The 26,063-nt window shown below is 40.3% G+C and carries 16 protein-coding genes; all 16 read right to left on the reverse strand.

Going from position 1 to position 26,063, the window contains the following annotated elements:
• Positions 1–99: 99 nt before the first annotated feature.
• The 16 genes from CWD90_RS23765 to CWD90_RS05175 all read right to left on the reverse strand — a co-directional run bounded on the left by CWD90_RS23765 (position 100) and on the right by CWD90_RS05175 (position 26,055).
• The gene (locus CWD90_RS23765; protein WP_103474858.1) at positions 100–516 is read right to left on the reverse strand and encodes an HYC_CC_PP family protein; all 417 of its coding nucleotides are present in this window, start codon (positions 514–516) and stop codon (positions 100–102) included.
• Positions 517–769: 253 nt separating this feature from the next.
• Positions 770–1,777, reverse strand: coding sequence for a family 43 glycosylhydrolase (locus CWD90_RS05105; RefSeq protein ID WP_157941160.1), 1,008 nt, complete (start codon positions 1,775–1,777; stop codon positions 770–772).
• A gap of 42 nt (positions 1,778–1,819) precedes the next feature.
• Complete coding sequence (locus CWD90_RS05110; RefSeq protein WP_103474948.1) at positions 1,820–3,415, reverse strand: sulfatase; 1,596 nt, start codon at positions 3,413–3,415, stop codon at positions 1,820–1,822.
• A gap of 41 nt (positions 3,416–3,456) precedes the next feature.
• Positions 3,457–5,361: a glycoside hydrolase family 97 protein gene (locus CWD90_RS05115; RefSeq protein WP_103474860.1), complete on the reverse strand. Its 1,905-nt coding sequence runs from the start codon at positions 5,359–5,361 to the stop codon at positions 3,457–3,459.
• 238 nt (positions 5,362–5,599) lie between these two features.
• Positions 5,600–7,168, reverse strand: coding sequence for a sulfatase family protein (locus CWD90_RS05120; protein WP_239986471.1), 1,569 nt, complete (start codon positions 7,166–7,168; stop codon positions 5,600–5,602).
• A gap of 291 nt (positions 7,169–7,459) precedes the next feature.
• Positions 7,460–9,079, reverse strand: a complete 1,620-nt coding sequence (locus CWD90_RS05125; protein WP_103474861.1) for a sulfatase family protein — start codon at positions 9,077–9,079, stop codon at positions 7,460–7,462.
• Between the two features lie 11 nt (positions 9,080–9,090).
• A complete protein-coding gene (locus tag CWD90_RS05130; protein ID WP_205161205.1) occupies positions 9,091–10,557 on the reverse strand; it encodes a sulfatase in 1,467 nt (488 codons plus the stop codon).
• Positions 10,558–10,600: 43 nt separating this feature from the next.
• Complete coding sequence (locus CWD90_RS05135) at positions 10,601–13,195, reverse strand: DUF4962 domain-containing protein (RefSeq protein WP_103474862.1); 2,595 nt, start codon at positions 13,193–13,195, stop codon at positions 10,601–10,603.
• On the reverse strand, positions 13,195–14,541 hold the full coding sequence (locus CWD90_RS05140) for a sulfatase-like hydrolase/transferase (RefSeq protein WP_103474863.1): 1,347 nt from the start codon (positions 14,539–14,541) through the stop codon (positions 13,195–13,197). Before CWD90_RS05140 ends, CWD90_RS05135 begins: the two co-directional genes overlap by 1 nt.
• 30 nt (positions 14,542–14,571) lie before the next feature.
• Positions 14,572–15,921 carry a sulfatase-like hydrolase/transferase gene (locus CWD90_RS05145; protein WP_103474864.1) on the reverse strand — a complete coding sequence of 450 codons (1,350 nt, stop codon included), beginning with the start codon at positions 15,919–15,921 and terminating at the stop codon, positions 14,572–14,574.
• A gap of 96 nt (positions 15,922–16,017) precedes the next feature.
• The gene (locus tag CWD90_RS05150; RefSeq protein WP_103474865.1) at positions 16,018–17,403 is read right to left on the reverse strand and encodes a TolB family protein; all 1,386 of its coding nucleotides are present in this window, start codon (positions 17,401–17,403) and stop codon (positions 16,018–16,020) included.
• 11 nt (positions 17,404–17,414) lie between these two features.
• The gene (locus CWD90_RS05155; RefSeq protein ID WP_205161206.1) at positions 17,415–18,863 is read right to left on the reverse strand and encodes an alkaline phosphatase D family protein; all 1,449 of its coding nucleotides are present in this window, start codon (positions 18,861–18,863) and stop codon (positions 17,415–17,417) included.
• A 376-nt stretch (positions 18,864–19,239) separates the two neighbouring features.
• Positions 19,240–21,639, reverse strand: coding sequence for a GH92 family glycosyl hydrolase (locus CWD90_RS05160; protein ID WP_103474952.1), 2,400 nt, complete (start codon positions 21,637–21,639; stop codon positions 19,240–19,242).
• A 46-nt stretch (positions 21,640–21,685) separates the two neighbouring features.
• Entirely contained in the window at positions 21,686–22,906 is a 1,221-nt protein-coding gene (locus CWD90_RS05165) for a mandelate racemase/muconate lactonizing enzyme family protein (RefSeq protein ID WP_103474866.1), read from the reverse strand.
• Positions 22,907–22,991: 85 nt separating this feature from the next.
• Positions 22,992–24,569 carry a sulfatase gene (locus CWD90_RS05170; protein WP_157941161.1) on the reverse strand — a complete coding sequence of 526 codons (1,578 nt, stop codon included), beginning with the start codon at positions 24,567–24,569 and terminating at the stop codon, positions 22,992–22,994.
• Positions 24,570–24,576: 7 nt separating this feature from the next.
• Complete coding sequence (locus CWD90_RS05175; protein ID WP_103474868.1) at positions 24,577–26,055, reverse strand: sulfatase; 1,479 nt, start codon at positions 26,053–26,055, stop codon at positions 24,577–24,579.
• Positions 26,056–26,063 lie beyond the last annotated feature (8 nt).

The raw sequence follows: 26,063 nt of genomic DNA on the forward strand, positions 1-26,063 counted from the left end.
GTGTAAAAAGGCGTCCAGAATTTGGAACACAACAAAACCTGCCCATTGCGAAATGTCCGCTGGGCTATATCCCGATGATTATCGGGAACTGTCTAAAAATCAAATTAAGTATAACTCGTACAGCTGCTGTACGTCACGCTCGAGAAAGGGCGGCGAATAATCAATGAAAGATTTGATGTTTTCATCTAAGTCCTCAAAAAGATTAATATATGAGTATAGGAAAGTGGCAACAAAAGTCTGCTGCTCTAATGTGAGTTTATCAAATGAAATCTTAAGGTCCTGATTCGCTTCCTTGACCAATTGTTGTTCTGTACAACATGAACTTGTCGTAATTTCAGTTTCGCAATCTTGTGTGGACTTTATTTTGTCCATACCGCAACTATCGGCACTGCTGAAGAATGATAAATCTACCAAAGACGCTCCACAATAATGCATATCCATTGTAAACGACATTGTAGTGAACATAACTACAAATGCCATTGAAACAGCTAATATTTTATGGAAACGCTTCCTCATATAATGCAAAAGTATTAAAAAATTAACAATCTAATCAAGATTAACAAAAGATTAGGCTAAAGGCGCTAACCTATTCTGCTGTTTTGGGAATTGTAAAAAACAATAAACACTGTAGAATTGACCCAATGTATTTAAACGGTTTAACTAAATAAAATATGTGAAAGAAGTGAGTACAATTCTATTTATAAATTTCCATCACATTCCCGCTCTATGGGTACGTCGGGGTACTTTCATTCAATTAGGATGCCTTAGGTTAATCCATTTCAAATCTCACTAAATAGGCTATCCCTTTTTTTTGAATCAGTGAAATTCCCCAACTTGGTATTTCATCTACAACATGCTCCTCCTGTAGATGTGGACGATACAAACCGGGCGCCGTAGGAATTTCAGCAAGGTTTGTATGTAAAGGCACAAAGTCCCTGCCATTGGATGCAAAGTTTATCGAAGCGTTGATAGAGGCCAAAGAAGCTACCCCTCCGTTCTGGTTCCAAATGAGTACCTCATGACTTTTATCTAAAATGGGGCCTTCATTTTTTTTATAGGGTCCTTCTGGACGATAGGCATAAGCCACACCCATTTGTGTTTTACCTGGACCGGATTTCCCATGGATTATGGATCGGCCTTTATAGTACAACCATATTTTATCATCTTTCTTTAATAAGCTGGCATCATCTATTCGGTAGCTGTCGAAATCATTGGCTACATTGCTAATCTCCAATACAGGATTATTTTCTACCCTTACAAACGGACCATTTGGACTATCTGCTACCGCCAGACCAATGGCCGTAATATCCGTTTCCGAATTATTCTCGAACTCATTGCTCATATGGCCAGGTGTAGGTTTTACCCCCGTATAATACAGATAGTATTTACCCTCGTAAACTAAAATATTAGGGGTGAAAACGGATTGATTATCAAATTCGCCTTTAGCTCCCAAACCAAGTGCCATACCCTCTTCTTTCCAAGTATAGCCCTCATCCGTTGAAGTTGCATACCATATAGTACCCCAGTAACCTGCTGTTTCTGGACTATTCATGCGAGTATACCAAACGTAGTAGGTTTTGCCTACTTTGATGATGTCGCTGTTATCCCTTCTGTTATAAAGCGAATCGACACCAATACCTTTTATTTCTTGGTAACTAAAGCTGATGGAATCAGTTTTAATTTTTATCGTACCCTGGGTGTCTTTTGATTTTTTTGAAAAATTACAAGAAGACATCAGACAGGCTAATGCGATAACTGCTACTAAGTGAGATTTCATTTTTTCCATTTTTTTTTTATACGCTGTGGACTACTTTTTAATTTATTTGCCTTGGTTCACTTCACTTCCCCACCAATCTTCATTGGGCTGCCAATTGGGCGATAACATTTCTTTGCGTTGTTTCTCCAACCTTGGCATCAATTTAGTTTTATTGTCGTCTAGCTTCTGTTTCCATGCGGCTTCGTTCCAGGAGCTGTCAACTTCGGCATATTGGGTATGCATGGACTCCAACCAAGCCATGAGTTCTTTTTTCATTTCAAGCGTCATTGTTTCGTTTTCGCCAGATAAATTATTGGTTTCACCCAGGTCGGAATCCAGGTCATAAAGTTCCGTATGGCCGTCTTCCCAATAGTGAATTATTTTCCAATTGTCTTTCCGCATTATAGAAACAGGTTCCCCTCCTTGGTTGCCGTAATGTGGATAGTGCCAATACAAGGGTCTTTCTGCTATACTATTTCCATTCAGAAGTGGTTCTAGACTAATTCCGTCTGCATGGTTTTCGGGACGAAGAGGAATATCTGCCAAATCCAACAGCGTAGGAAACAGATCTGCACCGGATACCGGCACTTCACTTTTAGTACCCTCTTGCAACATCCAAGGCACATAAATAAAGTATGGCACGCGCAATCCACCTTCCCACTGATAACCTTTACCACCACGAAGACTTAGCTGGTTGGTGGAAAAATTGTCACCGGAGGTAACACCGCCATTGTCCGAGGTAAAGACCACTATTGTATTTTTATCCAAATTAAGATCTTTCAGTGTTTGTAAAACACTGCCAACGGCTTCATCTACTTGTTCTATCAACCCCGCATATACAGGATTGTCCTGATTCTTTCTAGCGGGCAGTACCCGCTCCATTTCAAAGCCTTTTTCAGCAATACCCATACTGTCCGCCTTGTCCCTATACTTTTTCCATTTGGCCTTGGTAGTTTGTATCGGAGAGTGAACCGCGTAAAAAGAGAGATAAGCCAAAAAGGTGGAATCCTTTTGTTCCCGGATAAATGCCGATGTTTCTTTGGCCAACTTCATAGAAAGGGGAATTCCCTTCTCCTCTGGATAATCTTTCATTTGTGGGTTGTTGAAAGGCGAAAAATACCCTCCGCTATATGGACCGCCCTTTTCATACCCCCCTTGGTTAATATCAAACCCATGGTCGGTTGGAAGGGAATGGTCTGCTTCACTCCCCAAATGCCACTTGCCAGCGAAAAAGGTAGTATACCCATTTTCTTTCAGAACCTCGGGCAGGGTAACATCTTTTTGATCTAAATGATGCTTGTACTCCGGGGGCAACAATTTGGAGTGCCGGTTCAAATTCTTCCAAGTCTGTCCTGATTTGGCACCCTCATATTGAGTAAGCCCGTGTCTGGCCGTAAACTGCCCATTCAATAAACTCGCCCTAGACGGACTACAAACGGCACAGGTGGCATAACCATTGGTAAAAATAGCTCCAGACCTTGCCAATCGGTCAATATTGGGGGTCTCATAATAGTTGCTGCCCATAACGCTCAAATCTGCATAACCTAGGTCATCGACCACTATAAAAAGGATATTGGGTTTTTTAGGCTGCTCAGCTGTTTCTTTTTTGTCTCCACAGGAAATCAAAACCAGAAGACAAATGCCCTGCAAGACACTCATTTTTAACATTCTACAGACCTTTAATTGCATAGTATTAGTGTTTATTTTATAGAAACTGGTCTTATCCACATACAGTGTCCCCCGCCAGGGGCTATTTTAGCATTTACCATATCCCCTTTCTTCACCCTTCCTTTGCGAACTTGATAGGCCTCGGGATTGGTCTTGAAGTGGGTTTCAGGGGTATCTTCATAATAGGTGATATCATATTCCCTGCCCGCTTCCAAGAAATCCAAGGTAATGGGAAGTGTACCTCCCGGTTCATTATACACAGAGCCTATAAACCATGTTTCACCATGCCTCCTAGCTGTTGTAATAAAGGCATCCATTTTAGCATGTAGTATTTTAGTTTCGTCCCATTTTCCCACGGGCATTTCTTTAATAAACTCAAAAAGGTCACTTTTTTCGATATAGGCTTCCGGTGCGTCGGGAATACAAACTAGACCGCTAAAGATAATCAAGGTTCGGGCCGCTTCTGCCGTAACCGTAGTGTAAAGGTTTTGTGCTTTTGGACCTTTTTCCCTCTCACCTGCATTAATGCCCGTGATATCAAAACAACCATTGTTCATATCCAAAGGCCCTTGCAAGGCATTTATCAAAGCCATTCTTATAAAACCTTGTGGTGTGAAGGCACGTCTAGAATCTTGTTGGGCATGGCAATATTCCCTTGTTATGGCATTGGGATAGGTTCTCGTAACACCCGTAAACGGAACTGGACTATCATGAAAATCGATTAAAAGTCTACTTTCTGCACTCATCTGAATGGCATCCCTGCTAAAGGAAACATTACTTCCCATGAAGCCATATTTTATGCCTTTGGCACCCAATTTTTGATAGTAGGGAAAAAGTGCCTCGTCACCAAAATTTCCTTCGCGTCTGTCATAATATAACAGTATGGACACCCCTTTTTCCTGGGCATATTGCATTACCTTTTTCAGGTCAAGTTTATCCGACATTTCTATATGCCCTTCTGAAACATCAGTATACCAGGCATCATCTATTAAAAAGTATTCAATACCGTTCTCTGAAGCGAAATCGATAAATCGTAGGTAGCTTTCCGTATCAATTCCATAGGTAAACCCGTCTGCTGTTGTATACCCATGTACACGCCAGTCCCATACCGTTTTTCCCGGTTTGATCCATGATGGGTCTTCAAGGGCTAAAGGTGCGGCTACGTTGAGAGGTATCGTATTGGTTAGTAGATCACCAATATTTTCTACCAAAAGAATCAAGCGCCAAGGTGTTATTAGTTTTTTTTCTTTTGATGTAAAGGCATTGTTCGCTTTAATTTTTTTCCTTTCTTGATCGTAATCAAAATTGATTACTGTAAACCCCGGGGAACTCACCAGATCAGATTCAAGAAGCGACATAAATTGTCCTTGACCCGTCTCCACGACCAAAGGCACCTGCCAATGGTATGGAATTGAATCCATCTGGGCCAGATCTCCAAAAACAATTGGTCCTTTGGGCATACTCTCCCCTGCCGGCATATAAAGCATGTCTTCATCGGCAAGGCCATATTCGATTAAAAAAGAAGGTTCTACATTTTCAGGTACATTATCGATCTGAAACCTAAAAGCAAAGCCGCCATCATATGCCCTAACAAACAAAGTAGCTGGAACACCTTCGTAATCCAAAGACAACTGTAGTTCGTTATAATGGTCGGTGATTTCGCTGAACTGTCCCCAAACTGGTCGCCAAGTTTTTTCCTTTTCTTTAATTGTCGATGTCGTTATTGCCACTTTTTTTCCTGGAAGTATAGAAAGCATAGTACTTGAAATTGTTGCTTTTCCATTTTTATGAATCGAATAGGTGAGTGTTCCTTTGTCCTCAACAAGATGGACTTCTATATTTCCATTGGGAGCGCTTAAGGTTAGATCAACTTTGGTCTTGTTGCAGTTAAGGCTGACTGATACAAATAGCAACAAACATAGTTTTTTAGTAATCATGTAATAAGTCTTTTCTAATGGAAAAAGATGCATTTAGGGAATAATGAGGGTTATTTTTACGAATATATGTATTATTTTTTCCCTTGGTAGGGTAATATAATACTCCCCATTTTAGAATGGTAAAGCAAAGGACCCAAAACACAAGTACCCAAACCATTGAAGTGCTCAAAGGCCACAGCACCCATAAATTAGAGTGTGGTCATATTTGATGCTTATCCTCTAAATAATTTAACTATTTCTAATCGTTCCAATGCGCGTCGATTACTTTTTGAATGTGCGGATAGTTGACATCGGTCTCGTTTAAATCTTCCCTTTGTTTTGTTAACTGTTGCTTTAAATCGGCTATGACATCCTTATACGCAACTTCCCCGTAGGCATTGTTCATTTCTTTGGGGTCTTTTTTAAGGTCATAAAACTCCCATGCCGGTGGGGTGTGATTGGCAAAATCGTTGCCCCAGCTATCTTTGTTCCAAGTTGCCTTAGGATCATCGGTATTCACATAATACTTCCCATAGAAAAATATTAATTTATACTCTTTTGTCCTAATTCCAAAGTGGGCCGGATTTTGATGGCGGTGTGCCATATGCATCCAATAGCGATAATATGTTGATTTTTGCCAATCATCGGGTTCCTTCCCTGTTTCCAAAATAGTTTTAAAACTATGCCCTTGCATGTAATCTGGGGTCTTCCCCCCTGCCATTTCAATTAATGTTGGTGCAAAATCCGTATTGTTGATAATGGCATCGGTACGGGTTCCTGCTTCAATAGATTTGGGGTATCTTACAAAAAATGGCATCCGCATTGATTCTTCATACATCCACCTTTTGTCTATATAATCGTGTTCTCCCAACATAAATCCTTGGTCCCCGGTATAGACAATAATGGTATTTTCCAACAATCCTTCCTGCTCCAAATAATCCATTAGTCGCTTTACATTGTCATCTACACCCTTAACGCAACGCAGGTATTTCTTTAAATAATCTTGATAGACTTTACTGGTGTATTCCTTTTCATCACCTGACATTTCCCACTTTACATATTCCGATGGGGCAATGTCCCCTGCATTTCTATATTTTTTATAGACAGTGGTATCGTTCCAATATATATTGTTGGCCTGATGACGTATCAGATTCCGGTGTGAAACCGAAGAACCGATGATCCTGGTAAGTGAATCGTTCTTACCTCTGGTAGCAATGGAACCGTTGTTTCCGTTATCATAAAGGCTCTCTGGTTCAGGGATAAAGGTGTCGGCCAAATAGTCTTCATATCTGGGGGCATATTCAAAATCATCATGGGGAGCCTTAAAGTGGTGCATTAGGAAAAATGGTTTGTTGGGATCCCTTTCGTTTTTTAAATAATCCAAGGTAATATCCATGATGTTGTCCGAAGAATGGCCTTTGGTCTGAACCAAATTTTGGGGCCAAGATTTTTCGCCTCTTACAAGAAATTCAGGATCAAAATAATTACCCTGCCCTGGTAAAACCTTATAATAATCAAAAGCTGCAGGCTCATCATGCAAGTGCCATTTACCTACTATGGCCGTTTGATACCCCAATTTCTTCATCTCTTTAGGCAGATATTGTTTTTCCAGGCCAATAGCTCCCTCTAGATCCAATACTCCGTTGGCCTGTGAATTCTGTCCGGATATAATAGCCGCTCTACTGGGCGTACAGATGGCATTATTTACAAAACAATTGTCAAATATTATTCCCTCTTTGGCAATCTTGTCCAAGTTTGGGGTCGGATTTAAACCGGCCAATCTACTTCCATAAATACCAAAGCCCTGTGTAGTATGGTCATCGGACATGATAAAAATTATATTTGGCTTCGTTGTTTTCTGGTCCACGGCCTTGTCTTCGCAGGACAAAATAGTAAACAACACAAAAACAAGTAATAAACGGGATAGGTTATTCAGTTTTTTCAAAATGCTATTTTTTGGTTCTAAGTTTAAAAATAACGGATTTTACCTTACAAAATGTTCTCCCATAGTGAATTGTGTTCCACTTATAGTTTTTTCACCTACATTATAGTAATTCGCCCAATAATTTAGTCCATGGCACGAGATAGCAGATTATTTTAAAAAAAGCAGGCTTCTTTCTTATTTTATTTTTACCTGTCCCTTTTGAATATAGGCGGGATTATATTCCCCTCGTTCGTGAAAACCTTCAAATTCGCGCATGGTTGAAATACGGGGGTAACTATCAAATATATCCCCATAACCCAAAACTCTTGGGTCGCCTTGCCGGTTTAGTTCCGTATCAAGTTTCGTTCTTAATTCCTTTCTTATCGCTGCGTAGAAAGGTACTTCTGCAACATTGTTTACACAGCTTGGATCTTTTTTAATATCGTATAATTGTTCCGGAGGCCGTTTCTCATAGGCCAAATTATATTGGGTAGGATACTTGGATTGTTGCTCTATTAAAAAGAGTTTTGAAGGGGAGTCATCTACGTCATGAAAACCAGGCGATAATGACTTAAAGCCTTTGGATGGCAATTGGTTTTTTGCGGTTATAGGTTCTGGATCACCGGCAGGCCATAGATCAGGCTTAAAATTACGCACATAGTGGTAGTTTTGAGTGCGAATGGCGCGCGCAGGATACCCTAAATTATCCGGTCTGGCATGGGTATGTCTTTCACGACCCGTCAAGACAAATTTACGATGTGTTTGGGGCTTAATGTCCGAATTTGGAATCAATAGTTTTGAAAGACTTTTACCTGTCATTTCAGGTACCTCTTCAACATTGGCAAGTTCTAGAAAGGTAGGTGCTAAATCTATAAGCGCTACCAAGTCTTCCACTACCCTATTCCCTTTCATTTTAGAGGGCCAACAAATGGCCAACGGTACATGGGTACCGTATTCCTGTAAATTAGCCTTGGCGGAAGGGAAGGGCATACCGTTATCCGCAGTCACCACAATAATCGTATTTTCGAGTTCCCCCTGCTCTTCCAAGAACTGTATCATTTTTCCCAAATGGGTGTCGAACCATTCTATTTCTAGGGCATAATCGGCAACATCACTTTTAATTAATTCATGGTCGGGAAGAAATGCTGGCACAGCTGATTCCTCTAAAATTTTACCGGCCTTTACTCCTGAACCTTCTTCATAAGTTCGATGTGGTTCATGGCCACCGTACCAAAAAAAGAAAGGTTGTTCTTTTTCCTTTTGTTGAAAAAATGCTATAAAATTTCCAAAGTAATCCTTCGATTGAATACCAGTTGTTGGAACAGAACTCATCTTTTTATCATTGAACTCCGGTCCCACAGGGTTTTGTAGCCAGCCGGCATCTTTCCAGTTACCTGGTCCCCATGGTTTTCCTGTGAAACCAATTCTATAACCAACACTCGCCAATAAATCCGTAAACACAGGATATTTTTTCGGAAAATAGCTTGCATGTGTACCTGCTTCTTCAATTTGCCAAATATTTTTTCCAGTTAGGATTGCAGCTCTTGAAGGGCTGCATTGTGGCGCTGCAACAAATGCGTTTGTAAATAAAATACCATCTTGGGCGACCTTATCAAAAGAAGGGGTTTTTATACCACTGGTCCCATAAGCGGAAGCATAAGGAAAGGATTGGTCATCGGCAATGGCAAAAAGGATATTTGGCTTCTGTTCCGGTTCAGGTCCGGTTTCATTTTTAGGTTTGCAACCTAAGAGGGATATTGAAATAAAAATCAAATATATTGAAGCCGTTACCCATTGTTTTGTGTAGTTTTTCATTTTCCTGTTTTTTAATTCTTTAATCCCTGTTGGTATGACTGTTCGGCACGTTGTTTTTCAAAATAAGTATTTACGGAATTATTTTTTCCATTCAAGGTCCAAAGTGCATTCCGAACAGGTAGCTTTTGCCTGTGCATTTGAATGATCGTACTGTTGGCCGTATCATTGGCAATATTTTGCCATTCATTGGGATCGTTTGCATGATCGTATAATTCTTCGGCCCCATTTTCATAGCGAATATACCTGTACTGCTCAGAAACCACGGCATGGTTGTTTCTACCATAGGTCGTTACCGCAAAATATTCGTCATTTAAATTGGTGTTTTCTATCATCGACTTTAGACTTTTACCCTCATTCTTTGTATTCGGAGGTAAGTTGCACAAATCGAGGAGTGTGGGATAGATATCCAACATTTCAACTGCTTGCTCACGGACTAACCCCTTCTGCCCCTTGGGAACGGAAATAATCAACGGAGCATTTGTAGCTTCTTGCCATAACGCATGCTTAGCGAAAGTCCCCTTTTCGCCCAATTGATATCCATGGTCAGACCAGAGAATTATAATTGTATTGTCTTTGTATTTGCTATTTTCGAGGGCGTTGAGAACTTCACCAATATAATTATCTACAAAGGTTACACTTGCTAAGTAGGCCTGCACTATATTTTTCCACTCCCCAGATTCAATGGCCCATTCGGTTGTTGGCATCATTGGCATTTCATGTACCTGTTTAGAAATAGCCGGTAAATCATTAAAGTCATTCTTTTTATAAGGAGGGGTTTGAACGCCACTGACAGGATGCATATCTAACCATTTCTGTGGTACATACCAAGGTACATGGGGTCGAACAAAGCCCGCTGCTAGAAAAAATGGTTTTTCATAATCTTCCCCCAATTTTTCAACGGCCCATTTTGCAGTTCTATAATCCGGCATTTGAATATCTCTTTCAGGAAATGCGCCCCAATCTGTACTGGTTCCCTTTTTATCCCATTTAAAGTTTTTTTCCGGCTTTGGCCCAAATCCTTTTTCTCTCCCCGCCGCCTCATCGAAAACACCTGCAGGTGCGAAGTTGTGGAATAACTTTCCCTTGCCCATTGTGTGATACCCATTGTTTTTGAAATATTCGGGAAGAAAAACTACGTCTAGGGTTACGTCGGAGGAACCCCTGATTTCTTCATCGTCAATTTGGCCATAAATCCCTGTAGTAGATGGCCGTAGACCAGACATCATAGAGGCCCTGGAGGGGCCACAGATAGGAGCTTGACATTGCGCATTGGTAAACAGCACCCCCCTTGCAGCCAACCTGTCCATATTAGGGGTTATCGCATTTGGATGACCGCCCATAACCCCGATCCAATCGTTCAGATCATCTACACAAATCATTAAGACATTTGGCCGTTGCTGGTTTATTTCCTGTGCTCTCACTATAGAACCAAAGAAAGTCAGGCTAACAAAAAAGAGAAGGTTGAGTTTGTTTTTCATTTGAATTGATTGTGTTTTTAATTAATTCACCAGGTAGATTACATTATTTATTACTATCAATCGAATCCCTTTTCATCGCTATTTGGATTGCCTCTGGCATTTCATCGACGGCTTCTTGAAAAACTGATTCTCCGGCAATCAATTCAACCAATTTTGAACTACCCAATTCTTTTCCACTAAATGTTTTTCCATTGATGACAAGTGTTCCGGAAGAAACCAACGAAGCGCTATTATCATTATTCCAAACTTGAATATTTGCTGGTTTAGAGGTATCCATCTGCACTTTTATATTCCAGTTTCCCACAGTAAATTTATCATCGTTATTATTGATTGCCTTCTCAAAACTGCCATCAGGTTTTACCTGAATAATGGCTAGATACCGCATTCTTGAAGTTTTTTCCTTCGAAACACCTTTAAAATGCCATTGGTTTTCAAACAATAATTTCTCTCCGTCCTCATCTACTTTATTTGTCCAGTTATCTACAGGAACGGAAAATTGGTCGGTAACACGAAAATCAATTTCAGACGAAGAAAAAAGAGAAATTTTAGCCTTGGCAAATTCACTTTCAGCCAGAATTGTTTGGTTAACGGCATCAATTTCAAACCCTTTATCGTTGTGCAACAACCAGCTCCATTCTGCATTATGTTCCGACTCCAACTCGTCATAAATTACGATTATTGAGGGCCGAAGCATAATATAATGGCGGCGGAAAAATTTCAAGCCCCAATCAATATTTTTACCTTCCACTTTTCCTGCGTATGCATTGGAAGCGTCGCCAACAGCATACGAAATCTGTTCCCCGGTCAAAAAACGAGGTACCCATCCAAAAGCTCCATCACTAAAAGGTTGCCCTTCTCCATCAATTAAAATCCCGTTGTGCCCCTGAGTGTGTTTATGCCAACCCAGAAAATGAGGATCGCCCATAGCAGGACGGTACCCCGAATTATAAAAAAGACGCTTGCCGCCATAAGCAATGTTAAAAGTATTCTGGTCGGCATGTGTGTGTGCCAGTGATCCAAAAGGGCTGCTGCGCACGGATAACATAAGGTTTGTTTCTGGATTTGGTAAACTGGTGTGCATATAGGCAACTCCAGCATCAGGGAAAATAGCGGCCTGTGGTAGAGCAAATTCTTTTACCGGTGCCGGCAGGTTCATTTTATATCCCTTTTGAATCCTGAACCAGCGAAATTCATCATCAGATGAAACATTCTGCCCAAGATTTTTAGCAATTTCATTTGCATACCAAGAAGAGTATGGATCATTGAACATTCGGGCTGCAGCATCGGCATATCCTGCGTAGTTTATATTAGGTTTTGGCAACCTATCACCATTGTTACAAAATCCATCGGCTACAGAATTAGGTGGAAATGCATAAATCAACCAGCGTGGATTGTTTTTATACCAATCGGACCGCATAAAATCAACACCGGATAATTCTTTTAATGTATTGCTAAAATCATACATTGTAAGTGTATTCATCCTGAAATACGAAGTTCCATTAAACCAGGCACCATCATTTGCTCCCATTTTTGGTGCCTGTGCAACCCACAGTTCATAAATATATTCCAACCAAAGGTCTGCCTCCGGAATTTCACCCACAAATGCGAGAGAAGTATAAAGCATCCGATGCAGAATGTGCTGCCAAACGTGCATGGATGAAGAGCGGCTTTCCACCTGGTTGATATAGTTTTTATAAAATTGATTTGCTCTTGATGACGCTTGTTTTATTATATCATCCCGTTCAGTTTTTGACAATAAATCCCAGAAAGTATCAGCTCCAACGGCCAACCCGGCCATTATACCGGCATCACCGAAATTATTTGTATGTGTTGGCCCCTTCGGATTCCATTTGGAAATTTCGAGCATCCACTTTCTAGCTGCCGTAAAATATATTTCATCCCCTGTTAACAGGTAAGCTTGCGAAAATAGATTGAGAACTTCGTAAACATTCCATCCCACCCATTTACTGGCCAAGCTTGCAATTTTTTTATTTTCAAAATCATCTTTTCCTTGAGATTTAGGAAGTGCGGAATTCTCTTTTGGAGGTAATTGGATTAAATGTTTATTAGCCTCCTGAATAATGGTTTTCGACTCCTCGTAATTTTCCGCCCTTTTCCTAAGGTCTTCCAAATCTGTTTTATTTACTAAAATACTTGGATGTGTTGAAGGAATTTTAGACAAAATAGATTCAATATCTGGCGTTTTGAATTTTGGGGTAGACGCTTTGATTGTAAAGGAGTCGATTTTATTCCATTCCTCATTATGGATCTTATATTGCCAGTACCATTTTCCCTTATTTAACACTTGGTGCGGGTTATAAATGGCGAAAGCAATCCCCTGCTTTTCAATTAGGTTTTCGTTGAAATCCTTTGAAGATGAAATTCGAATACCGTAGGTGGTTTTTTTCTTTGAAGGCCATTGAAAACTGGGAGAATTGAAGGCTGGTTCTTCACCATTGGAAGGCGTTGTCCAAATTCTGATTTTTGGATAAATCATACTGCTGGTTACTTTTATTTCACCATCTGATTCAATAGGCTTTTCAGCACTTATACATCCTGTAAAAAGTATGAAAATTAATCCTATTACGATTCCCCCCAACCTCGACAGAATAAATTTTTCCTTAATTAACATGGACATCACTTAATTTTCTTTGGATATTCATCACTCTGTTTGAAGTGATGTGGAGGCGCAGAATTTAATTGAGCCTCAAATTTTTCTTTTAACAAAAGTTCCTTTTTTGTTAACTCAGTATCGGCTATTGGATGCTTTTCTTCAGCATCTTGGCTCACATTATAAAACCGATCGTCGCTATATAGTTTATATGTTTTATCGCGAACAAAACGTCCGTACCACTGTTCGTTATTTGCTCTTTTCAAGGGGTCATAATGAACAAAAACTGTTTCCCTAGACGGTTGGTTTTCATTGGAAAAAAGTGGATAGAAGCTTTTTCCATCTGTTTTTTCAGGAATAGGTAGTCCTGCAGCTTCGGTCAAGGTTGGAAGAAAATCACTGAATTCGAAGAGTTCGTTATAGTCAAACCCTGTTTTAATTTTTGATGGATTATAAACAACCATAGGTACATGGGTTCCCGCATCGGGCATGATTCCCTTACCTCCCTTAAATGCGCCATTTAATGTTTCGGTAGTTATGCTGTAATGGGTTCCATTGTCAGCGGTAAAGATAAAAATCGTATCATCTTCGAGACCAAGTTCTTTGATGGTGTTTACCAGTTTTAATGCAATTTTATCGGTGTATTCAACCATGTCTTTAAAGAACTTTTTGTCTCCTTGTAGTCGCTTATTTTTGTCTTTCCACTCTTTGGAGTCAGGTGTGGGCAGGAAGGGGTTATGTGTCAAAATCATGGGGTAGTAGACTAGGAATGGCCTGTCTTTGTTACGTTTCATAAAATCTATAGCATAATCGCTCACCACATCGGGACCATAAGCCTCTTCCAGTCCACTAAGCTGCTTTCCGTTTTGGTATAGATTGGGATTCGCATAACGATCACCAGAGCCCCCAATAAAGTTCCATAAGCAATACTCGTCAAAACCAAAATGTTGTGGGCGCTTTAGCATCTCCTTTTCGGGCGTTTCAAATTTTGAATTTACTCCGTTCAGTTGCCATTTACCAACTACACAGGTGGCGTAACCCGCATCTTTTAAAAGGTTTCCAAAAGTTTTTTCATTAACATCCAGATAACCAAAAGACTTATAATTCCGATAGTTATAACTACCGGTCATTATTTTTACCCGGGATGGTGTGCAAAGTGGTTGCGAAATGGCATAGTTAAATCGTATTCCATCCTTACCTATTTTATCTAAAAAAGGGGTGTTGTATGAAGTGCTTCCGTTTGCACTCAAACACTCGTAACCCATATCATCGGCCATCATCAAAACAATGTTGGGTGGTCTATCTTGAGCAGTTATTGTTACTGAAACCAAGCTTATGAGGAGGGAGAGAATCAATTGTTTTATAAATTTCATTTTATTCTATTTTATTATTTAAAAAATGCTTCAATTGTTTTTATTTTCCACCAACCACTTACGATATTGATTCTCCAGTTCTTTTACCTTGTCAGGATACTTCACCGCTAGATTATTTCTCTCACCAGGATCTTTCTCCAAATTCACCAAAAACAGTTTTTCTGAAAAAGTATATTCGCGCTGACTGGTATCGTAAGGATTTCCTAATAATTTCCACTTTCCCTTGCGGGCAACCCACATGTCCTTAAATGCCCAGCAATACCCATCAGTGTGTAGCGTATTTGATTTGCCATTACTGATTACGGGCATTAAACTCTTACCATCTAATTCCTTGGTATCTAATTGAATTCCACACAATTGAGCAAGAGTTGGCATCCAATCCGTATTTACAGCGAATTGGTCGCGCACTTCGCCTGAAGAAATTTTCCCAGGCCAGCTAATTGCTGCAGGCACGCGAATACCACCCTCGAACAAACATTGTTTTGCACCTCGATAAATTCCTGCACTTCCCCCACCCCCATGAGCGCGTTCCTCTGTTGAATGTCCATTATCCGACTGAAAAACAATAATGGTATTTTCTATTAATCCCAATTCCTCAATCTTTTTAATAAGCTGACCAATTCGTTCATCTTGCGTTGAAAGAAATGCAGCATATAAATCGCGTGGATAGGCAACTCCATTTTCACGATAATATTCGAGCCATTTTGTATCTCCCTGATATGGATAATGCGGTAAGTTCATAGCAAAATACATAAAGAAAGGCTGTTCTGTATTCTGCTCTAAAAAGGATGATGCCTCTTTTACCATTAAGTCGGGAAAAAATGCACCATCGTAAAAAACCTCTTTCCCGTTCTGGTAGAGATCGTGACGGTTTGGACCATTCCAATAAAAGTAATGCGAATAATTATCGATGCAGCCAACTAGGTGTCCAAATGAATAATCAAAACCTTGTGCGTTTGGACTCATTTCTGGTTGATATCCTAAATGCCACTTACCAATGTGAGCGGTGGCATAGCCGGCATCTTTAAACATTTCTGCCATAGTGTATTCCGCGCCAGGAAGCCCGTTATTACTATTTGGATTAGCACCCGCATTTCCCGGGCTACCTGCTCGTTGTGGTGTTTTCCCAGTAAGTAAAGACGCTCTAGAAGGTGAACAGATCGGGGAAGCATAAAACTGGGTGAATTTTACACCATCCTCAACTAATTTATCCATGTTTGGCGTTACTAAATCGGTTGCACCATAGGAGTTCAAATCTACCGTTCCCTGATCATCGGTATAAATTATTATTACGTTGGGCCTATCTTGAGCATTTGAATACCCATAAACAGCTATAAACGTAACTAATAGTATTCCTTTTGTAAAGATTTTCAATTTCATTTTAGTTTAATTTAAAGCAGTACACATATGTTAAACTTTAAGAAATGTCTGCTCATTGTTGTGGTGCTTGGTTACATGCTACCTACTCAATCTATTTTAAATAACATCTTTCAAATCAGCGATAAATACTTGTCTTTTTCCTTCAGGAGCACCATTAAAACAAACTTGATCGTAATTGTGGCTCCACACGGGATGCGGGTCTAGTTTGTAATGACTTCCCGTTTCCCCTTTTTTGTATGCTTTCCCATTATTGCCCACATTCGTAGCCACGGAACAGATCATTTGTTCTTCGTCTGTATTAAGATCTAATAATCGAATAGGAACCTCGCCTTTTGGAGAAGAAATCCATTTTTGTTTGGGATAAGTATCGGCCAATAAATAACTTGAATCGGCATTGACACTAGGGTGTCCACTACCCCTATGCATTTCAGAAAGCACCTTAAAATCCGATCCATCGTATTTAAATTGACAGAACAACATATCTTCATGACCCATCCATCTAGGAATACAGTTCATAATAATATGCTCGCCATCAGGGTGCCAGTTTGGGTGGTTACCTCCTCCTCCGAAACGGGCCTTTTGATTCCAATTCTCACGGGTTAGGCATTGTTTCAGATTACTTCCATCAATGTTCAAGGAAAACAGCGATGCATCTCTTCCCTCATCATCTATTAGCCCTCTATAAACCTGTAATATGCGAGTGTTTTGCTTGTTAAATTTGGAATGGAATAGATAGGGAATACTTTTACTGTAATAAGAAAGGTCCTCTGCAGGACCTTCAACCTTTTCAAGAAATTTATCAAATCCTACCAGTAATTTTGTTTCATTGGTATCCAGATTCGTTTGCCATAGACCTTCAGTTTTTATATCCGCTTCAGTGAAAGTATCCGGCTTTCGAAATACCCGGTCTGGAACGCCATATCCGTATTGATGGATATTCATAGTCAGAAGGTTAGGACTTATTATTGATTTTTCATCGGGGGAAATATCATATTTTGCTCCAGAAAAAGCTTTGGCAACACCTGATTCCAAATCTATGCGAACACAGACCGGCCTATCATCAATAAGGTCGTTGCAATACAGGTATCTATTGGATGTTGCTCCCCATTGAACATTGGCCCCCAATTGAAAGGACCAGGCCTTGGTCTTATAAACGGTTTGAATAGTCTCATTTTCAAGATCTATCACGCAAACTTCGGCCGGATCTCCCCAAACCGGAGTTTTACCCTGGTATGGTAATTTTGTGACCGTTAAAAATTTTTGATCAGGGCTCCAAGGAACAACGTCATAAAAAGTATGTACATAAAAACCGTCATTAGGAGTTACACAAGTAACGGGGGCCAAGAAACGGCCTGGTCTGTAAGCCCTAAACTTGTAGGAGTGCTTAATTCCCTTTTTGGGGACAAAGGACCACAGGCCGGGAGCTATCATCATTGCTGAAAATCCGGCCGAGGTAGTTTTTATAAAAGAGCTTCGATTCATGTTTCTCGATTTTACTTTTCTATTATATATTCATTTAAAACATTTCCGTCTGGATCATAATGACGGAAAATTAGGGTAGGCTTCCCATTTTCAAGGGAAACTGTGCCTTCTAAAAATCCTCCAACAACATTCAAGTAAATATGTTCCGGTAACAAGTTACCTTGCTTCCATCCTCCGGCATGTGCATTACCTCCTGGGCCACAACTAAATTCAAGTACCTCATCTTTTGAATCTTTTGATACGTATTGCCAATGACGATCACCACAGACGGTAACCATATTCTTTTGTTCACCTATAAATTTTCTTAATACATCTCCTTCAGACTGAAAACCGATATTCGCATGATTGTCATTTTTGCTTCCCCGATCGGGACCAACAATTGGTGTAGGGCTAATTACTACTTTAAATGTAGCATCTGATTCAATAACTGTTTTTTTGAACCAATCCATTTGTTCTTTTCCCCATATCGTTTTTTCTGGGCCATCTGGCATAGTGTTTTCACTTCTATAGTCCCGCCCCTCCGGCAACCAAATCTGTAGGTCTTTACCCCAGCGGATAGTTCGGTATGTTTTATCGCCCATAGGGACCTCATCAAGGAAAATTTGTGTGCCTTGCTCATAGGTAAATTCCCCCATAAATTTGGTTTTCATTCCTGGGTAAGCATCATTCATCCAGGTATCATGATCATCTTTTATAAAATAACTTGCTACCTGCCGATGATATTCGATATTGTTGGGGTAACTATACATTCTATCCCAGTGCCAACGCGCCAAGTCTGCCGTTTTCCCTAAATCATCGTAATACACTATATCTCCGGTGTGAACAAAAAATTCAGGATCTAATTTTAATGAACTTGGATAAATTTTATACCCGGTATCACTGTCCACATCAGAATAAGATGTGCCCGTTGTTACTATAAAATTCACATCGGCAGCAACATTCTTTGCTGGCGCAGTTTTAAAGCTACCCTTCATTGATGCGCTGATTTTATTTCCTTTTAACGGACCGGCTTCCACCAATAATTCATATTCCTTTCCGGGGGAAAGATTGGATAATTTAAATTGTGTGGAAAATGCAGCTTTTGGGTTCACCATTTGCCATTCCCTTTGTATCCAATTCTCCTCCTCTTTCACCTTATATTTTAAGCGAGCTTTTCCCTGGCTTCCGGGTGTTGCCCCTTGAATAGTTTTAATATTATACCCGTCTGGAAAATCGACCACCGGACTGATGTCAGGCCTCCCCATTCGGGCTATCATTTTTCCAGTTTTTGCATCCTTGTATTTAACAATCGGCATTGGGGCGTCATTTCCAACTCGCGAAGGCGTTTCTGTTATACGAACCCAGACTATGGCCTCTGATTGGGTAACCTCTCCAATTTTAATTCCGGTTCCAAAATAAGGTCCCTTAGGGTCATTAGACTGACAGGAAGCCAGAACTAGAAATAATAGTAAAAACTTCATTGATTCTTTATAATACATATCCTTGTTTTACGGTCAATTTCGAATTACTTTCAAATTAAAATGATGATTTTCTAAGCTTCATTGCTTCCATAAAGTATCATATTGGTTGTTTACGGATGCAATTTGACAGCTAGCCAGTTAATTTTCTCTAATTTTTATACTCCTAAAAGAAACAGTATTTCCATGGTCTTGTGGAAGTATCCTACCTTCCAGTGCTTTTCTGCTTGATAACCACATACTTGGCCATTTTCAAGGGAGTTACTTCGGAATTGAATTCCTGAATTTAAATCTACTTACGTATTTACACCTTTGTTTTCAATTCTTTTGCCATCATTTTTTTTCTCATCATTTTTAAAACTTTCTATTATTTTTATTCCTAGTTGGACTCTGTAGACATGGATTTAGGTAGTTTGTTAGGATCACTACCCCAACTTTTATTAGGTTCCTGGCCCATATTTAAAATGAGTTTACCACCCTTTATCAATTCATCGTGATAGAACCAAGTCTTGTCCAAGACGTTTCCATTCAAATTTGCAGATTGGATATATCTGTTTTGTGAAGAGTTGTTTTTGGTTTCAATTATAAACTCTCCTCCTGGGAAAAACTCTTTATCTAGTTTGATTGTTATTTTATCGAAAATTGGACTTCCAATTTCGTAACTAGGTCTAAGTGCGGCCCCTCCCCTCATCTCAAACAATCCCATTTTCAACAATACAGACAGGGATCCCATCAGCCCTTGGTCCTCATCACCGTTATATCCATTTTGTGGGTCTAAATGGCTGTAAATTCTTTCCGTTACTTCACGGGTCCAATATTGTGTCAGCCAGGGTTTTCCTGCATAGTTAAAAATAAAACCGACTTGCATGGATGGTTGGTTGCCGTAATTAAGATATGTGTTATGCAGCGCTCTGCTAACAAATTTGTCCGATTTAAAGGATTTTGAAATAAAATCGTGTGAATTGCTAATCTGAAATTGTTGGTTCAATTTAAGGGCTGCCTTTTCATTACCACCCATCAGATCAAAAAGGCCTTGCATATCGTGAGGCACGAACCAAGTAGATTGTGTGGCGGTACTTTCCACAAAACCATGGTGGCTCAAAATAGGATTGAATGGCTCGATCCAACTACCGTCAAACTCCTTCGGCCTCATCCAGCCTGAACTATTGTCCCACACATTTTGATAATTTTTGGCCCTGTTGGAAAAAAGTGACGCATCTTCATTTTTACCCAAAGCCTTGGCCATTTGTGACAAACACCAATCTTGATAGGCATATTCCAAGGTTTGGCCAGCTCCCTCGTTATGGAATGCGTTATTCTTATCCGGATTGGGAAACGGAACGTATCCGTTGTTGATATAATAGGTGAGACCACCGCCTAATTCTGTATTGTGTTCATATCCAGCTCTGCCCATAATGCCACCAGGCAATGCGTTTTTACGCATTCCTTCATAAGCCTTATCTATATCAAAACCCCGAATACCTTTCATATACGCACTAACAATAAAAGGTGTAGACGATGCCCCGGTCATTACGTAGGTGTAATTTCCCCCTGACGGACCCCGTGGAATCAGTCCACCGTCATCGTACATCTTGAGCATAGAGTTCACAAATCCCTCTGAAACTTCTGGATACACCAAATGCCATAAGGTATTAATGGTCCATTGTGCACCCCAAAAGGAATCAGAATTATAATGGTTGAATTTCGGCTTTCCATTGGCATCCAATGGTATTTGTCCAACACGCGGAGATTCTCCGGTCATATCACTATATTTCCCATTAAAATCGCTAATAATCCGCCGGCCTTGCAGAGCATGCCAAAGATCAGTATAAAAACGAGACTGTTGTTTTTCGGTACCACCAGCAATTTCGATACGGCCCAACCAACTGTTCCATTCATTGAAGGCATCCGCTGCTACCTTGTCAAAATCCCAATGAGGGAGTTCACTTAGCATATTTAGTCTAGCTTGTTCCGTACTTACATAGGATATGGCTACCTTCATTTGCACAGTCTGGCCTTCTTTGCCCTTAAAATTGACGTAGACCCCTCCATTACTGCCTTCGAACTTTTTGGTCTTGTCCAATAATTTTCCATTTTGCCATGCCCGCATAGCCTCGAAAGGGGTATCGAACTTGATGGAATAATACACATAGGTCGCTTTTGGCCTTCTTCGCGTTGCCTCCATTAACGCATACCCAGCAATCTCATTTTTACCTACTTGTTTGGCATACCCTTTTTCTGTGCCACTTGGCCCCAGCATTGCCCCTAGATCGAGCAACAGGTACTTCTCTTTTCCTTCGGGATAGGTATATCTATGAAAACCAACACGTGTTGTGGCCGTTAGTTCTGCCTTTATATCGTAAGTTTCAAGGTCTACGGAGTGATAGCCAGCTTTTACTACCTCATTTTCGTGGGAATAGCGCGATCCGTATTTTTCCGCCCCAAGATGCCCTTTAAAGTCCCCGGTTACAGGAAGTACTGGAATACCGGACAATTGCCATGCGTGAATGTGGCTAAAAAAGTTTATGGTATCCCTGTTATAACGGTATCCCGAATCCCAAGCACCACCGACACCCATATCCGGACTAAGATTTACCATTCCAAAGGGGCGGGTTGCCGATGAGAAGTAAAACCAACGTGAATTTGCCGCATCCAGCAAGGGATAGACCAAATCGGCAGGTTGTTTCTCTTGTTGCGCTTTAGCTGGTATAATCGATGCGCTTACAACGATGGCCAGCAGCATTATTTTTATGTAATTTTTCACTTTCTTAATATTCATTGTAATCATAAATTTCAAGTGTTTGCATTTAAAACTAATCTTTTGGCTAATATAGAATAACAAAAATGTCGGCCATTTTTCCGAGTTTTGTTTCATTCATTTCTATTCCGAAACCAGGGTGCAGCTTGGTAATTTCACTCATCCCTTTGTTATTTATTCTTGTTGACATTTGCTTTACACAATTGGCGAATACCTGTGACTCTTGTGGTTTTTCAATGGCTTCGACCCAGGAGGCACCCAACCCAATGGCCAATTGTTGCCAAAATGTACAGGCCGGACCAATTAGGCTGCTATCCCCGATCATTAAACCACGGTCGGAAGCCAATATCCTCTTGCCCAATTCTATAGCCTCTTCGAAAGTTCCCATGGTATCGGGGTGTATGTTGAAATAATCCCCCATTTGGGGATTAAATAAATCGAGCGCTTTATAGGCGGGACGCATCGGGCGATCAGGAATCAACGAAAAATCACCAACTTTGGACTGTAAGGCTATCCACTGTTCCGATGTTAATTCCGCCGGATCTTCCATAGCATCCAATCCTTCTGATTGTAACCCCTTTAAAGTTGTAGCCAATTCATCAATACTTGTCCACGCTTTATAACCCCTGTTTGCATCGGCCATTAAAAAAGTCTCTTTGCCAAAAGAACTCCGAAGTGCCTTGGTCAGTGCCAAATCGACTTCGGTAATACCGAACATTTTCACTTTTACATGGCTGGCCAATTTTTGCTCCTTGGCAATTTCTGCTTGCCTCAAAGCCTGCTCTACTTCCTTTTCCAAAATACAGAAGAGACCAGGAACAGGATTTCGTTCTTCTAGACCCCATAATTGGATGGTAGACTTATTGGCTACCTTGCCCACTAAATCGTACAGAGCAATAAGTGCCGGCTCACTCTGTTTGGCATTCCAGGTACCCCTAAGAAATTTATTACGGACATATCCTATAGCCTCTTCTAGTTTCAGACCTTGTAACTCCTTCAGGAAAGCTCCCCATGCAGCAATATCAAAATCAAGATCGTTTTTATTTACCAACGCTTCGGCCCAACCAATGTGATTACCTGATTGAATTTTCAAAAAAACATGTTGTCTGTTATACCAGACCGAGTGACTAAAATTTCGGGCTTTAGTTACATTGATAAGAAATAAGGAGACCGAGTCAACACTTTGTAAGGACTTTGTTCCACAACTACTATAAATAATACCCGGCAAAAGTGAAAGCATCAGGGATGCCCCTAACGATTCTGTAAATTGCCTTCTACCTAAACCCATAATTTTAGATTCTTTTTTTTTGAGGTTGCCTTCATTAATAATGTGTCCCCAAACCTTTAAAACCAGATTAGAAAACTTCTTACTTTCATTCGTCGTCGTCAGATGATATCTTCAAATCGTCCATTAAACGATAGTATGCTCCTTCAATATCCCGTATTCCGGTTTCCGCATTTGTTTTGGTCAGGAACTTATTTAGTTCTGTTTCTAGTTCTTTTGCTATTTTCGGATATTTTTCGATTATGTTCGTGGTTTCACCCAAATCTTCTCCTATATTGAACAGCTCAACTTTAGGTGTGTTCTTGTATTTTGTCTCCTTGGACCAATATTTAATTAGTTTAAAATCTCCTTTTCGTATGGCACTCCGTGGTTTGCGGTGAGACGCTTGATGAAATATCAGGTATTCGCTGTTCCGATCCACTTTTTCAATATTGTCATTGAGTAGTAATGGAACCATATTTCCACCATCAATTGCCTCTGTCATTTCAACATTTCCCCCAGCCAGCTCCGTAAACGTAGGTAAAAAGTCCAAACCAGTTACTGGAGTTCTGCTAACTCTGCTGGGTTTAATTCCAGGGCCTACAGCCATAAACGGAACCCTTATGCCACCTTCGTAGAAGGAGTGTTTTCCATCGCGTAACGGAAGATTTCTGTTGTGCTGTGTTGAATAATAAGCATTTACCAGTTCCTTGTTTTCATCGATTACTGCAATTTGATTTAGCGATAATCGTCCGCCATTGTCGCCCATTAAAAAGATGTAGGTATTGTCTTCGATCTCCATCTCTTTAACAAAATCCATAATCATTCCCACACCGGTATCCAAATCTTTCAGCATTGCCCCAAATTCCGGGTTTGTATGTCGCTCTCCCGGTTTTTTGTCCTTAAAATATTCATAGGTTTCCTTTTGTGATACCAATGAAAGATGGGCGGCGTAGTGCGAAAGCTGAACATAAAAAGGTTTCCCCTCAGCAACACTCTCTTTCATAAAATCTTTTGCACGTTTGGTGATTCCAAAAATATCCTTGGCATTCTTATCGTCCCAATGTCCGCTTGGCTTGCCGGCCCTTTTAGCATTTGAAGGATTTTCTTCCTTATTATCTTTCATATATTTATCAGCAGCCCTTGTAAACTCTTTGATATTTAAAAAACCATCACCAAAAATTTCGCCCCCACTATTGGAAGTCATTCCATCGTTGTAATCGAAACCGGCAACCTTAGGTTCCATGGCAATGTGCCACTTGCCAAAATGAGCAGTTCTATAAGCAGGGTTAGCTTTTTTAATGGCTCTTGGAATAGTTAGCCAATTGGTTGTTTTTTTATACCAGTCAGCATCTTTATTGTAAATGTGCCTAGCCCCGTTTTGTCCGAACATTAAACTGTTACGCGATGGGGAACAGATTGGATTGGGTGCATACCCTTCAGTAAACAACACCCCTGATTCAGCCAGTAAATCCATATTCGGTGTTTCATAATAGTCACTTTTCGATTCTGGAATATTTGGGTCGGCCCGGTGCGAAGTTTGTGTCCATCCCTGATCATCCGTCAGAATAAAAATTATATTGGGGCTTTTTTGTTTTTCTTTCTTAGCTGGGGTTACCCCCATGCATGAGCTCAACAATAGCAAAACCCCAACTACTAAAATGTAACTTGTATTTTTTGATTTCATAACACTTTTATTCTTGGTTTTGGTTGTTATAAATTCCTTTCGTAGGCTTTTGGGCACTCTTTGGTAGGTAAGTTTTAAGCTTTTCCTTTAATTCTTTGTAATTAATATCGCCAGCAATATTGGTCCATTCATGAGGATCTGTTTCATGATCATACAATTCCTCCTCTCCGTTTCCGTAGGAAGTATATCTGAACCGGTTATCTCTTATCGAATGAAAATCTTGCGTTAAACTTGAAATAGCTGGGCCGGTTCTTTTAGCTTTGGGGTCGATTAATTGTGGAACCAAGCTTTCACCCTCCAAAGCATCAATCTGTGGTAAGCCGCACAGTTCAATCAAGGTGGGATAAATATCTATGAGACTAACAGCTTGCCTACATTCGTCATTCCCTGCATTTTTAGGGTCATAAATTATAAGTGGAACCCTGGTTACTTCTTCCCATAAAGTAGCCTTTCGCCAATGTTCCTTTTCCCCGAGCTGCCATCCATGATCGCTCCATAGTACAATAATGGTGTTATCAGCGTACTTACTGTTCTCTAGGGCATCAAGCAATCGACCAAATTGTGCATCGGCATAACTTACCGAGGCCAGATATGCCTGAACGGCCTCATGCCATAAATCTGCATTTTTAATGGCTTCATGCTCACTGTTTTGGTCTGTATTATCCAGGTCGTTATCATTACTAAAATTGGATGTTGAATAGGCAATATTTTTTCCTGATAGAGGGACATCATCCAAATCATTTTCTTTAACCAAGGGTAGTTTTATCTCCTTCAGGGGATGTTGGTCAAAGTACTTCTCGGGTACAAACCAAGGAATATGCGGACGATAAATGCCACAGGCCAAAAAGAACGGTTTGTCATGGTCACGATTAATTCTGTCTTTGACCCAGTCAACGGTTTTACCATCAAACGTTAAGGAGTCCGGTGAGGAAAAGGAGCCCCAAGCAATATTACCGCTCAGCCTGGTTATGTTTTCCCTTTCTGGATTCTCTCGGTTACCCACTATTCCATCGTCTTGATGTCTGCCCACAAATTCGTGCCAATCGGTTTTCTCATAATGGAACTTGTGCAAAATCTTACCAGCTCCTGCAACAAAATATCCGTTTTCCTTAAAATGTCTATTTAGGGTTCTTTTACTTTTATAAAGATCTAGAGGTGTATCCGTATTTTTATAAACTCCTGTTGTAGTAGGTCTTAACCCAGTTATTACCGAAGTTCGCGAAGGGCAACACATGGTGGCCACACTATGGGCATTACTGAATAGAACCCCTTTTGCTGCTAGGCGATCAATATTGGGGGTTATGCTCTGTGGATGTCCGAACATAGCACCTTCCCAATCGTTTAAATCATCAAAGGCAACGAATAAGACGTTTGGTCTTGCGGCCTCTTTTTTAGCTGAAGAACATGTACAAAAAAGAAAACCTAAACACATACTCAGCACTAAAAGCAATGTGCTTTTTAATTTTGAAATATTGTTAATCTTCATTTTGGATA

This window comes from Arenibacter catalasegens (assembly GCF_002909235.1).
Taxonomy (GTDB): Bacteria; Bacteroidota; Bacteroidia; order Flavobacteriales; family Flavobacteriaceae; genus Arenibacter; species Arenibacter catalasegens.

What these genes read in the sequence shown, in the direction of transcription:
- CWD90_RS23765 (WP_103474858.1), bottom strand. Translation starts at nt 516, where the DNA reads ATGAGGAAGCGTTTCCATAAAATATTAGCTGTTTCAATGGCATTTGTA.
- CWD90_RS05105 (WP_157941160.1), bottom strand. Translation starts at nt 1,777, where the DNA reads ATGAAATCTCACTTAGTAGCAGTTATCGCATTAGCCTGTCTGATGTCT.
- CWD90_RS05110 (WP_103474948.1), bottom strand. Translation starts at nt 3,415, where the DNA reads ATGAGTGTCTTGCAGGGCATTTGTCTTCTGGTTTTGATTTCCTGTGGA.
- CWD90_RS05115 (WP_103474860.1), bottom strand. Translation starts at nt 5,361, where the DNA reads ATGATTACTAAAAAACTATGTTTGTTGCTATTTGTATCAGTCAGCCTT.
- CWD90_RS05120 (WP_239986471.1), bottom strand. Translation starts at nt 7,168, where the DNA reads ATGTCCGATGACCATACTACACAGGGCTTTGGTATTTATGGAAGTAGA.
- CWD90_RS05125 (WP_103474861.1), bottom strand. Translation starts at nt 9,079, where the DNA reads ATGAAAAACTACACAAAACAATGGGTAACGGCTTCAATATATTTGATT.
- CWD90_RS05130 (WP_205161205.1), bottom strand. Translation starts at nt 10,557, where the DNA reads ATGAAAAACAAACTCAACCTTCTCTTTTTTGTTAGCCTGACTTTCTTT.
- CWD90_RS05135 (WP_103474862.1), bottom strand. Translation starts at nt 13,195, where the DNA reads ATGTCCATGTTAATTAAGGAAAAATTTATTCTGTCGAGGTTGGGGGGA.
- CWD90_RS05140 (WP_103474863.1), bottom strand. Translation starts at nt 14,541, where the DNA reads ATGAAATTTATAAAACAATTGATTCTCTCCCTCCTCATAAGCTTGGTT.
- CWD90_RS05145 (WP_103474864.1), bottom strand. Translation starts at nt 15,921, where the DNA reads ATGAAATTGAAAATCTTTACAAAAGGAATACTATTAGTTACGTTTATA.
- CWD90_RS05150 (WP_103474865.1), bottom strand. Translation starts at nt 17,403, where the DNA reads ATGAATCGAAGCTCTTTTATAAAAACTACCTCGGCCGGATTTTCAGCA.
- CWD90_RS05155 (WP_205161206.1), bottom strand. Translation starts at nt 18,863, where the DNA reads ATGAAGTTTTTACTATTATTTCTAGTTCTGGCTTCCTGTCAGTCTAAT.
- CWD90_RS05160 (WP_103474952.1), bottom strand. Translation starts at nt 21,639, where the DNA reads ATGAATATTAAGAAAGTGAAAAATTACATAAAAATAATGCTGCTGGCC.
- CWD90_RS05165 (WP_103474866.1), bottom strand. Translation starts at nt 22,906, where the DNA reads ATGGGTTTAGGTAGAAGGCAATTTACAGAATCGTTAGGGGCATCCCTG.
- CWD90_RS05170 (WP_157941161.1), bottom strand. Translation starts at nt 24,569, where the DNA reads ATGAAATCAAAAAATACAAGTTACATTTTAGTAGTTGGGGTTTTGCTA.
- CWD90_RS05175 (WP_103474868.1), bottom strand. Translation starts at nt 26,055, where the DNA reads ATGAAGATTAACAATATTTCAAAATTAAAAAGCACATTGCTTTTAGTG.